Source organism: Candidatus Pelagibacter bacterium nBUS_27 (assembly GCF_051200985.1).
In the GTDB taxonomy this organism is placed as follows: domain Bacteria; phylum Pseudomonadota; class Alphaproteobacteria; order Pelagibacterales; family Pelagibacteraceae; genus Pelagibacter.
In genome coordinates, this window is record NZ_CP172845.1 from 567521 (window position 1) to 579979 (window position 12459).

The window sequence follows — 12459 nt, forward strand, 5'->3', positions numbered from 1 at the left end:
TTTAGCTTTTTTTGTATTGTCCGGGCTTAAAATTTAACAACTAACAACCTTAAGGTTTATATGAGCGCAACAGTCGAGACTATTTTATTATACACAATCGGAGCTGGTTTTTTATCTATAGTTTATGGATTTTTTACTGGAAAAAATATTTTAAATCAAAGTGCAGGTAATGCAAAAATGCAAGATATAGCATCTGCAATTCAAATTGGTGCTAAAGCTTATCTAGCAAGACAATACAAAACAATAGCAATTGTTGGTGTAGTTGTTCTAGTAATTGTAAGTGTTGCTTTCAGTCCTTTAGTAGGTTTAGGATATTTAGTTGGTGCTACGTTATCTGGTATTGCTGGTTATGTTGGTATGCTTGTCTCTGTTGAAGCCAATGTTAGAACAGCAGAAGCTTCTAGAAAAGGTCTTGCTCAAGGTTTATCTGTTGCATTTAAATCAGGCGCTGTAACAGGCATGTTGGTTGCAGGGTTAGCGTTGTTGGCTATCGCTGTTTATTATTATTATTTATTAAAATTTAATATTGACGAAAGAGAAATAGTTAATGCTCTTGTTGCATTAGGTTTTGGTGCTTCTCTTATTTCAATTTTTGCAAGATTAGGTGGTGGAATATTTACTAAAGGTGCTGATGTAGGCGCTGACTTAGTAGGTAAAGTTGAAGCTGGTATTCCAGAGGATGATCCTAGAAACCCTGCTGTAATTGCTGATAACGTTGGAGATAATGTTGGTGATTGTGCTGGAATGGCTGCTGATTTATTTGAAACCTATGCAGTTACAATAGTTGCAACAATGGTTTTGTCATCAATTTTCTTTCAAGGAGATATGAGTATGATGATTTATCCACTAACAATTGGTGGTGCTTGTATCTTAACTTCAATTTTAGGAACATTTTTTGTTAAACTTGGAAAAGACAAAAATGTAATGAATGCTTTATATAAAGGTTTTGTTGTATCCGCTATTTCTTCAATAGTAATTTTATACCCAGTGACAGATCATGTAATTGGATTTGCTACTGAATACAATGTTAACGGAAAAAATTTTACTGGAATGAGCTTGTATTACTGTGGAATAATTGGTCTTATAATTACTGGTTTATTAATCTGGATCACTGAATATTACACAGGTACGAATTATAGACCTGTTAAATCTGTTGCTGCTTCGTCGACAACAGGTCATGGAACTAATGTTATCCAAGGTTTAGCTGTCTCTATGGAAGCAACTGCTGTTCCTGCGTTAATTATTGTTGCTGGAATTTTAGCCACAAATTCAATTGCAGGACTTTTTGGTATAGCTATTGCTGTAACTACTATGTTAGCTTTAGCTGGTATGGTTGTTGCCCTTGATGCTTATGGACCAGTTACTGATAACGCTGGTGGAATTGCTGAAATGTCTAACTTAGATAAAAAAGTTAGAAAAACAACTGATGCTCTTGATGCTGTTGGTAATACCACTAAAGCTGTTACTAAAGGCTACGCTATCGGATCAGCTGGTTTAGGTGCTCTAGTTTTGTTTGCGGCCTATGTAGAGGATATTAAACATTTCTCTGGTGTAGCTGGCTCTAAATTAGAAGGAATTGTTGTAACTTTTGATTTATCAAATCCTTACGTAGTTGTTGGTTTGTTAATAGGTGGAATGCTTCCATACTTATTTGGTTCTATGGGGATGCAAGCTGTTGGAAGAGCAGGTGGTGCCGTTGTTATAGAAGTTAGAAGACAATTTAAAAAATTTCCTGGTATTATGAAAAGAAAACAAAAACCAGATTATGCCAAATTAGTTGATCTTTTAACTGTTGCAGCAATTAAAGAGATGATTATACCATCTTTGTTACCTGTCTTATCCCCAGTTGTTCTTTACTTTATAATACTTGCCATTGGTGGACAAGTTGCTGCATTAGCCGCTGTTGGTGCAATGTTGTTAGGAGTAATTATTACAGGATTATTTGTTGCAGTTTCAATGACTGCAGGTGGTGGTGCCTGGGATAATGCTAAAAAATATATTGAGGATGGAAATCATGGTGGAAAAGGTTCGGAAGCTCATAAAGCTGCTGTAACTGGCGACACTGTTGGTGATCCATACAAAGATACAGCTGGTCCTGCGGTTAACCCAATGATTAAAATTACCAACATAGTAGCTCTGCTTTTGTTAGCAGTTATCGCTGGCTAATTTCTTTACGTTTTTTGGCCCTCACACCAAGAGGGTCATTAACTTTTTGTCTTAAACTAGACATAAAGTCATAAATGAAGGAATTTTTCTTAAATTTTTTTCCTGTTGTATCCTTAGAAATTTTAATTTTTTTCATATCTTTATGGTTATAAAAAATTTTTTTTTTAAAATTCCATAATTGTCAATTTCTAATACCAATATATCGTTTTTATAAACTTTCATCCTACCTAGGTTTTTTAATTCAGATTGAGTTTGTTTTCTCTCTATATAAATCCACACATCATTATCAAATTTACTTTTTGTGGATGGTGATCCCAAAATTGTCCTAATATCATTTTTATTGGATTTATTAACTATTAATGATGCCTGTTGTTTTTCTAAAAATGGAACACCATGATGATTAATTACTTTTTTCCCACTACAATTTGAAACTATTAATGTAAGAAAAATTATATATAATATTTTGAACATGAGTGAAAAATATCTTTATATTTATAACAATTTGATTAATTTCACTAGAAATAAAGATCTATATAAATCTCTAGATCGAAATGATAATTTCTCAGATCGTTTAACCTTATTTTTACTGCATTTTGCTTTTTTTTTAAAAAATTTTAAAAATGAAGAAAATAGGATTATTTTACAAGAAATTTATGATTTTAACTTCAGACAACTTGAACTTAGTATAAGAGAAATAGGCTATGGAGATCAATCAATTAATAAAAAAATGAAAGATTACGTAAATTTATTTCATTCTATGGTTTCTGAAATTCATTTTTGGAAAAAATTACTAAGAACCCAGAAACTTGAAAAGTTTGCAATTTTTTTAACTGATTTTAAAGAAATTGATCAATTACTTGATTATTTTGAAATTTTTGATGAAAATTTATCAAAAAAAACTTTGAATTCTTATTTAAAAAGTGTAAGTAACCCATAATTATGGCTGTACCAAAACGTAAACAAACCCCGTCCAGAACTGGAATGAGAAGAGCTCAAACGATGAAATATTCAACAAAGAATATAGTTGAAGATAAAAAATCTGGTGAGTATCGGTTATCCCATCATTTAGATTTAAAAACTGGAATGTATAAGGGTAGACAAGTTTTAGACCCTAAAGAATAATATAAATCTAAAATGACAGATCTGATTAAAGTTGCAGTAGATGCAATGGGTGGTGATAATTCTCCTAAAAAAATTATTGATGGCATATTGCTAAACCATAAATCAAATAAAAATGTATTTTATAAAATTTTTGGAGATAGAGATAAGATTATAAATTTAATTGGAGATAAAATAAATAATGAATTTTATGAAATCATCCACACAACTGATGTTGTTAAAAGTACTGATAGCCCACTAGAGGGCGCTAAAAGAGGTAAAAATACAAGTATGTGGTTAGCAATAGATAGTGTTAAGAAAAAGGAAGCGGATATTGTAGTATCAGCAGGTAACACTGGTGCTTTACTTGTTATTTCAAAACTAAATCTTAAGATGATAGAAAATATTGATAAGCCAGCTTTGTCAGCTTTATGGCCAAATAAAAAAGGAATGAGTGTTGTATTGGATTTGGGTGCAAATATTGAATGCAGTTCTAAAAATTTATTTGATTTTTCTATAATGGGTGCGTCTCTTTATACTTCGTTATATCCTGGTGATAAACCAAACGTAGGTTTGCTAAATATTGGATCAGAAGAATTAAAAGGAAATGAAACAATTAAAGAAACTTATCAAACTTTAAATGATAAGAAATCTGAAAATTATAATTTTTCTGGCTATATAGAGGGTAATCACTTGATGGATGGAGAAGTCAATGTAATTGTTTCTGATGGTTTTACAGGAAATGTAGCTTTAAAAACAGCTGAGGGCACTGCCAATTTTATTACTAGTGAACTTAAAAAAGCTATGACCGGATCAATAATTGGAAAAATCTCATCTTTATTAAATATTTCAAATTTGAAAAAATTTAAAAAACGCTTAGATCCAAGACTTTATAATGGAGCTATTTTTATTGGACTTGACTCACCAGTCGTAAAAAGTCACGGTGGAACTGATTTTATTGGTTTTTCAAACTCTTTAGATGTTTGTCATAGAATTGTAAAAGGTAATTTGATAGAAAAGATTAAGCAAAATATTTAAACTAATGAGAATAAACTTAACTAAAAAAAACTTAGTTAATTTAGTATATATGCGGCTAGGTTTTTCAAAACAAATCTCTGAAAATCTTATTGAAGATTTCTTAGCAACAATTGTCACAAATATTAAACAAGAAAAAAAATTAAAATTATCTAAATTTGGAACTTTTTCTATTAGACAAAAAAAATCTCGAATAGGCAGAAACCCAAAAACTAAAGAGACTAAAATGATTTCTTCTAGAGATGTTGTGTTGTTTAAGCCATCAAAAGAATTTAAAGAATTTATAAATTTAAAAGATAATGGATAAATCTGACAGTGCTTACAAAACAATAGGCGAGGTTGCAAAAATATTAAATCTAAAATCTAATAAAAAAGGTATTCTCCCAACTCATACGATTAGATTTTGGGAAACTCAATTTAAGCAAATTAAACCTAAAATCTTAAACTCAAACAGAAGATATTATGATGAAAACTGCATTAATCTTCTTAAAAAAGTTAAATTTCTTCTTAAAGAACAGGGCATGACAATTAATGGTGTAAAAAAGATCCTAAATGGAGGCGAGTCTTTAGAACTTGACGAAATTGCAAATAATTCTATAAAAGCTGATAATTTAAGAAATAAATTAGTTAAAATTTCTAAAATTGTTAAAAACTTAAAAAATTTAAAATAATATGGCAAAAAAAACGCACGTAAAAGTTAGACTTGTTCCAGAATCAAAACCTGACAGTCCATTCTTTTATTATGTTAAAAAACCTGCTGGCGGTGAAAAAGCTAAAGTAAAACTGTCTGCTAAAAAATATAATCCTGAAACTAGAAAACACGAAACTTTCGTGGAAAAAAAACTTCCACCACACAGTAAGTAATTATTTTTTTTTAAAATTTCTTCTCTCGTAGTCGATATACGACCAGATCATATTTTTCCAAATTCTATTAGTGATTTTTGGATCGATTTTTAATTTTTTTGATTTTCCTTTAATTTTATTAAGGATAAAATTAATTCTTTTTTGGTCAACTATTTCTTTTTTAAACTCTTTTAACTTAAGCACTTCTTTCACAAGGCCTGTTCTGTATTTAATAAGAGAAAGAAGCTTATTATCAAGTTTATCAAGCTTAACTCTAATTATATTTAATTTTTTTTTGTTATTAGGCGACATTTAATTTATTGGATTAATTAATAATTATTATATTTATCTACACATGTACAGTGCGAATAGTCATATAAATTATCAATTAAAAATTTGGTTACTTATATTATTGTTATTGATTATTTTGATTATCTTAGTAGGTGGACTAACAAGATTAACAGATTCAGGTCTGTCCATTACTACATGGGAATTATTTGCAGGTTTTCTTCCCCCTTTAACAAATGATAAATGGATAGATTATTTTAATCTTTATAAGACAATCCCGGAATATCAGGAACAAAACTTTAATATGACTTTAGATGAGTTTAAATTAATTTTTTGGTGGGAATGGACTCATCGACAACTAGGTCGACTAATTGGTTTGATTACATTGTTACCGCTTCTGTATTTTGCAATTAAAAATGGTTTATGGGTTGTAAAAAGATATGGCATAATTTTTATTTTAGTTTGTTTGCAAGGATTTTTAGGATGGTACATGGTATCCAGTGGTTTAGTAAATAGAATTGATGTCAGTCATTATAGATTATCTATACATTTGTTTACAGCCTTTATTATTCTTTCAATTGTTTTTTGGAATGTTTTAAAATTGACCAAACTACAAATTAATCAAATTTCTATTAAATTATTTTTTATTAAATTTTTTCTTGTTTTGCTATTTATACAATTAATTATTGGTGCTTTTGTATCAGGTATGGATGCTGGAACTATTTATAATACATGGCCTTTAATGGGCGCTTCTTATTTTCCAGATGATAGTAAAATGATTGAATTTTTAAACATTTCTGTTTTTGATAATCCTTCTATTGTACAATTTTTACATAGAAATTTAGCTTACCTAATTATGATAGTTTATATTTTTCTGTTAATTTCTATTTTTAAGGAGACAAATAAAATATTTAGAAAACCAATTTTAATTATTGGGATAAGTTTGTTTTTACAGGTTGTGTTAGGAGTATTAACTATTTTATCTGGAGTAAAGATTATATATGCATCTTTACACCAGATAAATTCTATTTTGATAATATTATCGACTTTATATTTCCTCTACATATCCAGGTATGAGGAAAAAACTAATTAGTTTCTATCTGTTGACATATAAAACTCAAATTAACTAACAGCTTTTAATTTACCTTTAGAAGAATTCTCTAAAGCTTGATCCAAATCATCAATGATATCGTCTATATGCTCCAAACCAATACTCAATCTTACATAACCAGGTGTTACTCCAGCTGCAGCTAACTCATCTTCAGTAAGTTGACTATGTGTTGTTGTTGCCGGATGAATTGCTAAGCTTCTAGCATCACCAATGTTTGCAACATGGTAGAACATTTTCAAAGACTCAATAAATCTTTTTCCTGCTTCAATACCTCCAGCTAGTTCAATGCCAACTAGCGCACCATAACCACCTTTAAGATATTTTTTAGCTCTACTATTTATTTCATCATTATGTTCAGTAGCATAAATCACTTTATCGACCGCTTTATGTTTCTTTAAATAATCAACAACTTTAGAAGCATTTTCACAATGTTGTTTCATTCTTAAAGCTACGGTTTCTAAACCTTGAATTACGCCAAAGGCATTATCAGGTGATAGTGCTGAGCCAAGATCTCTTAAAATTGTTACTCTTGCTCTTACTGCAAAAGAAACATTAGCACCTGTAAGTTCTGGAACAGCTTTTCCCCAAACTACACCTCCATAGCTAGCATCAGGTTCGTTGAAAAGAGGTTGCCTTTTTGGATCTGCTGTCCAATCAAAATTACCACCATCAACTAAAGCTCCACCAACAACAGTTCCGTGACCTGCTATATATTTTGTCAGCGAATAAACCACAACAGCAGCCCCATGTTCTAATGGCTTACAAATTACTGGTGCAGCTGTATTATCAACAATAAGTGGTATATTGTATTTTCTTCCAATATCTGAAACTTCTTTGATAGGAAAAGCTCTTAAATATGGATTTGGTAAAGTTTCTCCATAAAAAGCTCTTGTTTTATCATCTATAGCTTTTTCAAAGTTTTTTGGATCAGAAGGGTCAGCATATCTTACTTCAATACCAAGTTTGCTTAAAGTATGCGTGAATAAAGATACAGTTCCACCATAAAGATCTGTTGAACTAACAATATTATCTCCAGCTTGAGCAACATTTAATATTGCAAAAGTTGAAGCTGTTTGTCCTGATGAAACGGTTAAACTTGCTAAGCCACCATCAAGTGCCGCCAGTCTTTTTTCCAATACATCATTGGTTGGGTTCATGATTCTTGTGTAAATATTGCCAAACTCTTTTAATGCAAACAGGTTGGCTGCATGCTCCGTGCTATTGAATTGATATGATGTAGTTCTATAGATAGGAACTGCTACAGCATTTGTTGCAGTATCACTTCTGTAGTCTCCACCATGAATTGCGATAGTTTCTGGATTATTTCTTTTTGTACTCATTTTTACTCCTTTTTTAGTGCTTTAACTTAATGTAAGGCGCACAATACAGTTCAAATGCCTACCGATAATGATGTGTAAATTCCTGTTTAGCAGTTTTATGCCCGCAATAGGATCAAATCGGCTTGAACCTTTTAGCAGATAAGTATTGTAATGCAAGCCAAATATCAAATTGACTTTGCAATTAATAATAGTATTAATCCTGGCACAATGACAAAATTTGTAAAAAAAGACCAAGTAACATCATCATGGTTCGAGATAGACGCAACTAATGCTGTTGTTGGTAGATTAGCAACTGTTATTTCAAAAATTATTCGTGGCAAAAACAAAACTACTTATACTCCTCATATGGACCATGGTGATTTTGTTGTAGTTAAAAATATCGAACAAGCAAAATTTACTGGAAAAAAATTTGAGGATAAAATCTATTATAGACACACTGGCCACCCAGGTGGAATTAAAGAAACTACACCTGAGAAATTACACGAAAAAAAACCAGGTGAAACTTTAAAGCTTGCCGTAAAAAGAATGCTTCCTGGTGGAGTGTTAGGCAGAAAACAATTAACTAAATTAAAAATTTATACAGGTAGTGATCACCCACATTCTGCACAAAATCCTCAAATTATTGAGTTAGGCAAATTAAACAGCAAAAACTTAGTTAGAAACTAATATGGAAAATACTCAAACAGCATCAAAAACACCTAAACTAAAATTAGACTTTAAAGACAGTAAGTATGCAACGGGCAGAAGAAAAACTTCAATTGCAAAAGTTTGGTTAAAAAAAGGTTCAGGAAAGATTTATGTAAATGGAAAATTATTTAATGAATATTTCTCAAGTGAATTTCATCATCTTCAAATTACTAGACCTTTTGATATAATCAAACAATCTACTGACTATGATGTTAGATGTAGTGTTAGTGGGGGAGGTCCAACTGGTCAAGCAGGTGCCTTAGTTCATGGTATTTCTAAAGCTTTAGTTATGTTTGATGAAAATTTTAAATCTACATTAAAAACCGAAAAACTTACAACCAGAGACTCTAGAGCAGTTGAAAGAAAAAAACCTGGTAGAAGAAAAGCTAGAAGAAGCTTCCAATTCTCTAAAAGATAATTCTTTTTTAATTTTAAACTGTTATAATAAATTATGCCTAAGCTTAATGCATTGGTTGCTGGTTCAACTGGATATATTGGAGTTCAATTAATTAAATTATTAATTAAACACAAATTTATAAACATAAGATTTCTATGCGGAAATAGTTCTGTAGGAAAAAATATTTCTAGTTATGACAAATCTCTTTCAGGAAAAAAATTACCAAAAATTATTAAATTTAATAAAAAACTTTTAAAAGATGTTGATGTAGTTTTTACGGCATTACCCAATGGAGAAGCACAAGATATTTCAAAAAATTTAACAAAAAATATCACTTTAATTGATTTGGCGGCTGATTTTAGATTAGAAAAAGGATCAGAATATTTAAAATGGTACAAACAAAAACACAGAGCAGTAAATTTAATTAAGAAAAGTATATACTGTCTTCCTGAAGTTAACGGAAAAGACTTAAGTAAATACCAGATCGTATCTTGTCCTGGTTGTTATCCAACTTCAATACTTTTACCCTTAATTCCTCTTTTTAAAAAAAACTTAGTTAAAGTTAACAATATAATAATGGACTCTAAATCTGGATATTCAGGAGCTGGTAGAGGTGTCCATGAAAAATATAAAGATAAAAATCTATATGAGTTTTTGAGTGCTTATGGTGTTGGCTTTCATCGACATAATTCAGAGATCGATCAAATGTTAAAAAAATTTACTAAAAAGAAATTAAGTTTTAATTTTACACCTCATTTAACTCCTATGTTTCGAGGTATTTTAAGTACTATTTATATTGATCTAGAAAAAGGTGTTACTCAGTCAGAAATAATTAAGACACTAACAGATTTTTATAAGAATGATGATTTTATAAAAATTTTAAAAGCAAATAGTCTGTTAAGTACAAATGATGTAGTTAACTCAAACAATTGTTTCATTTCTGTTTGTAAATCTAAATACAAAAATAAGATTGTAATAATTTCAGCTATAGACAATTTGATTAAAGGTGGAGCAGGTCAAGCAGTACAAAATTTAAATATGAAATTTAATTTCCCAATTAAAACAGCTTTATAATGAAATTAGTCTTTATTTTTTTTATTTTTTTTATTTTAAATAATTGTTCATTAAACAAAGATTCTAAATATTGGACAGAAGATGTGGTTAAAAAAAGTGAAGATCAAAAAAAATTATCTGAAGTATTAAAAAAGTCAGAAGACATAACAAATATGAGTTATGACGAATATAAGATTTATATAGATGACTATACTAAAAAAAGTAAATATCCGGATATAAACCAATGAAAAAATCAATAAATATTGCTGTAGTAGGTCTTGGACAAGTAGGTTCTTATTTGCTTAATGAATTGAATACTAAAAAAAAAGATATTGAGCTTAAAACAGGCAAGAAGATTAATGTTGTAGCCATATCAGCTAGAAATATAAATAAAAAAAGACAATTTAGAATTAATAAAAATTTTTTTTTTAAAAACCCGTTAGATATTTTTAGTAAAACAAATGTTGATATTTTGTTTGAAGCTATAGGTTTATCAGATGGGATTTCAAAAAAAGTTGTTGAGACTGCTTTAAAAAAGAAAATTCACGTAATAACTCCAAATAAAGCATTAATCTCAAAACACGGTAACGAATTAGCAAAAATTGCAGAACAAAATAATGTCAATCTAGAATTTGAAGCATCTGTTGCTGGAGGAATTCCGATATTAAGATCAATTAAAGAAGGTTTGGCTACTAATAAAATTTCAAAAGTTTATGGGATTTTAAATGGTACCTCTAACTATATTCTCTCAGAAATGGAAAATTCGAACCAAAGTTTTGCTGATGTTCTAAAAAAAGCTCAAAAACTTGGATATGCAGAACCAGGAAATCCAAAATTAGATCTAAATGGTTTTGATGCTTTCGCAAAAGTTAGAATTTTATCATCATTATCATTTAATAGTAAAATTTCTAAACACAAATGCTTAATGGAAGGAATTGAGAAAATTGATCTTAAAGATATTAAAATTGCAAACCAATTAGATTTAAGAATTAAACTTCTTGGAATATCTGAATTGAAAAATGGTCATTTATTTGAAACAGTACATCCATGCCTTGTAAGTAAAAATTCTTATATTGGTAACGTTATCGGTGTAATGAATGCTGTTATCCTTGAAGGAAAACCTGTTGGTGAAAGTATTTTACAAGGAGAGGGTGCTGGCCCAGGTCCTACATCTTCTGCATTGTTGTCTGATTTATTATCTATCTTAAGAGGTAATATAAAAAAACCTCTAGGTGTATCTGTTACTAAACTTAAATCTTTAAAATCCTATAATGTAAACAATTATGTAAATTCTTTATATTTGAGATTTGAAGTTAAAGATAAACCTGGTGTTTTATCTCAAATTACTAATCGATTAGCTAAATATAAGATTTCTGTAAAAAGACTAATTCAAACCCCAAATAAAAAAGATAATAAAGCTACAATTGTAATAATAACTCACAAAACTTCTGAACTAAATTGTAGTAATTGTTTATCTATATTTAAGAAAAATAAAAATATTCTTAAAACACCTGTGTTAATCAGATTGTATAATTAATGGATATTTACTTAAAACTTTTTGAAGTTTTATTTCCTGTTTTTTTTATTATTGGTATTGGTTATTTTCTAGGTAAAAAAAATCCTAAGTTAGATACTTCTTTTATTACTAACTTTGCTGCAAATATTGGTACTCCTGCAATGGTGTTTTATTCAATAACAACAACAGGAATTAGCTTTGAAATTTTTACTAATTATTTCTGGTATGCTCTATTAGCTATAAGTGGTTTTTCTTTAACAGGAGTTGTTTTTTTATTTGTTCTTAAAAAAGAAATTATTAGAGAATTACCTCCTTTTATCTTACCTAATACAGGAAATATGGGTTTACCAATTTGTTTGTTTGCTTATGGTAGTCAAGGTTTAGGAGTAGCTGCAACAATATCTTCACTAGTCATTTTATTTCACTTTACTTTAGGTGTTTTTTTAGCAAGCAGAAAGTTTGATCTTGACCTAATACTTAAAAGTCCACCTTTTTATGCGATAATAATTTCAGTATTATTTCTTTATTTTGAAATTGAGTCACCAGTTTACATTATTAATCTTACAATGATGCTTACATATACGGCTATTTTTTTGATTCTTATGTCGTTAGGAATAGCGTTAACAAGATTTAAAGTTTTTTCATTTCAATCTGCATTCATATCATCAATCGGAAGAGTGATAATTGGTCCAGTAATTGGTTATATGATAATTAAGTTTTTTAATTTATCTGGATTTGCTGCAGGGGTTTTATTAATTCAATGCGCGATGCCAAGTGCTGTATTAACATATCTAGTCGGCTCAATGTATTCTCCTAAAAAGATTGTTGATAGTGTTGCGAGTATGATCGTTGTATCAACAGTTATGTCATTTATAACTATACCAATCACCTTATTCTTTGCTTTAAAATACTTCTATTAAGCAGT

At 29.5% G+C, this 12459-nt stretch carries 18 protein-coding genes and 1 riboswitch; of the genes, 14 read left to right on the forward strand and 4 right to left on the reverse strand.

What is annotated here, in order from left to right; genetic code table 11:
• Positions 1-60: 60 nt before the first annotated feature.
• Positions 61-2166 (forward strand): sodium-translocating pyrophosphatase, encoded by a 2106-nt coding sequence (locus ACIJYG_RS03095; protein WP_435098453.1) that lies wholly within the window; start codon positions 61-63, stop codon positions 2164-2166.
• On the opposite strand, the gene ACIJYG_RS03100 is transcribed toward ACIJYG_RS03095, so the two are convergent.
• Entirely contained in the window at positions 2153-2302 is a 150-nt protein-coding gene (locus ACIJYG_RS03100; protein WP_435098456.1) for a hypothetical protein, read from the reverse strand. The genes ACIJYG_RS03095 and ACIJYG_RS03100 overlap by 14 nt on opposite strands.
• Positions 2299-2637: an outer membrane protein assembly factor BamE domain-containing protein gene (gene bamE / locus ACIJYG_RS03105; RefSeq protein ID WP_435098459.1), complete on the reverse strand. Its 339-nt coding sequence runs from the start codon at positions 2635-2637 to the stop codon at positions 2299-2301. The genes ACIJYG_RS03100 and bamE overlap by 4 nt, the downstream gene beginning before the upstream one ends.
• On the opposite strand from bamE, the gene ACIJYG_RS03110 reads away from it, so the two are divergent.
• The 6 genes from ACIJYG_RS03110 to ACIJYG_RS03135 are packed head-to-tail and all read left to right on the forward strand — an operon-like array spanning position 2636 to position 5163.
• Positions 2636-3103, forward strand: coding sequence for a ubiquinol-cytochrome C chaperone family protein (locus ACIJYG_RS03110; RefSeq protein ID WP_435098461.1), 468 nt, complete (start codon positions 2636-2638; stop codon positions 3101-3103). The two genes, bamE and ACIJYG_RS03110, sit on opposite strands and share 2 nt — an antisense overlap.
• Before the next feature lie 2 nt (positions 3104-3105).
• Positions 3106-3288 (forward strand): 50S ribosomal protein L32, encoded by a 183-nt coding sequence (gene rpmF / locus ACIJYG_RS03115; protein WP_008544930.1) that lies wholly within the window; start codon positions 3106-3108, stop codon positions 3286-3288.
• A gap of 12 nt (positions 3289-3300) precedes the next feature.
• The gene (plsX, locus tag ACIJYG_RS03120; protein ID WP_435098464.1) at positions 3301-4302 is read left to right on the forward strand and encodes a phosphate acyltransferase PlsX; all 1002 of its coding nucleotides are present in this window, start codon (positions 3301-3303) and stop codon (positions 4300-4302) included.
• Positions 4303-4306: 4 nt separating this feature from the next.
• Positions 4307-4606, forward strand: a complete 300-nt coding sequence (locus ACIJYG_RS03125; RefSeq protein WP_435098467.1) for an integration host factor subunit alpha — start codon at positions 4307-4309, stop codon at positions 4604-4606.
• The gene (locus ACIJYG_RS03130) at positions 4599-4970 is read left to right on the forward strand and encodes a MerR family transcriptional regulator (RefSeq protein WP_435098470.1); all 372 of its coding nucleotides are present in this window, start codon (positions 4599-4601) and stop codon (positions 4968-4970) included. Before ACIJYG_RS03125 ends, ACIJYG_RS03130 begins: the two co-directional genes overlap by 8 nt.
• A 1-nt stretch (position 4971) precedes the next feature.
• Positions 4972-5163, forward strand: coding sequence for a 50S ribosomal protein L33 (locus tag ACIJYG_RS03135; RefSeq protein ID WP_435098473.1), 192 nt, complete (start codon positions 4972-4974; stop codon positions 5161-5163).
• Here the strand turns inward: ACIJYG_RS03135 and ACIJYG_RS03140 are convergent, their stop codons facing one another.
• Positions 5164-5454, reverse strand: coding sequence for a chorismate mutase (locus ACIJYG_RS03140; RefSeq protein WP_435089086.1), 291 nt, complete (start codon positions 5452-5454; stop codon positions 5164-5166). It lies immediately after the preceding gene.
• A 43-nt stretch (positions 5455-5497) separates the two neighbouring features.
• On the opposite strand from ACIJYG_RS03140, the gene ACIJYG_RS03145 reads away from it, so the two are divergent.
• The gene (locus ACIJYG_RS03145) at positions 5498-6523 is read left to right on the forward strand and encodes a COX15/CtaA family protein (protein ID WP_435098476.1); all 1026 of its coding nucleotides are present in this window, start codon (positions 5498-5500) and stop codon (positions 6521-6523) included.
• A 29-nt stretch (positions 6524-6552) separates the two neighbouring features.
• On the opposite strand, the gene ACIJYG_RS03150 is transcribed toward ACIJYG_RS03145, so the two are convergent.
• A complete protein-coding gene (locus tag ACIJYG_RS03150; RefSeq protein WP_435089090.1) occupies positions 6553-7881 on the reverse strand; it encodes an O-acetylhomoserine aminocarboxypropyltransferase/cysteine synthase family protein in 1329 nt (442 codons plus the stop codon).
• A gap of 2 nt (positions 7882-7883) precedes the next feature.
• Positions 7884-7950: riboswitch (SAM riboswitch) on the reverse strand.
• 138 nt (positions 7951-8088) lie between these two features.
• Here ACIJYG_RS03150 and rplM point away from each other — a divergent pair.
• The 6 genes from rplM to ACIJYG_RS03180 are packed head-to-tail and all read left to right on the forward strand — an operon-like array spanning position 8089 to position 12454.
• Complete coding sequence (rplM, locus tag ACIJYG_RS03155; RefSeq protein ID WP_435098841.1) at positions 8089-8547, forward strand: 50S ribosomal protein L13; 459 nt, start codon at positions 8089-8091, stop codon at positions 8545-8547.
• Position 8548: 1 nt separating this feature from the next.
• Positions 8549-8986: a 30S ribosomal protein S9 gene (gene rpsI / locus ACIJYG_RS03160; protein WP_435098479.1), complete on the forward strand. Its 438-nt coding sequence runs from the start codon at positions 8549-8551 to the stop codon at positions 8984-8986.
• A 33-nt stretch (positions 8987-9019) separates the two neighbouring features.
• On the forward strand, positions 9020-10039 hold the full coding sequence (gene argC / locus ACIJYG_RS03165) for an N-acetyl-gamma-glutamyl-phosphate reductase (RefSeq protein ID WP_435098482.1): 1020 nt from the start codon (positions 9020-9022) through the stop codon (positions 10037-10039).
• Positions 10039-10266 (forward strand): hypothetical protein, encoded by a 228-nt coding sequence (locus ACIJYG_RS03170; RefSeq protein WP_435098485.1) that lies wholly within the window; start codon positions 10039-10041, stop codon positions 10264-10266. The genes argC and ACIJYG_RS03170 overlap by 1 nt, the downstream gene beginning before the upstream one ends.
• Positions 10263-11555, forward strand: coding sequence for a homoserine dehydrogenase (locus ACIJYG_RS03175; RefSeq protein ID WP_435098488.1), 1293 nt, complete (start codon positions 10263-10265; stop codon positions 11553-11555). The genes ACIJYG_RS03170 and ACIJYG_RS03175 overlap by 4 nt, the downstream gene beginning before the upstream one ends.
• Entirely contained in the window at positions 11555-12454 is a 900-nt protein-coding gene (locus ACIJYG_RS03180) for an AEC family transporter (protein ID WP_435098491.1), read from the forward strand. The genes ACIJYG_RS03175 and ACIJYG_RS03180 overlap by 1 nt, the downstream gene beginning before the upstream one ends.
• The last annotated feature ends 5 nt before the right edge of the window (positions 12455-12459 follow it).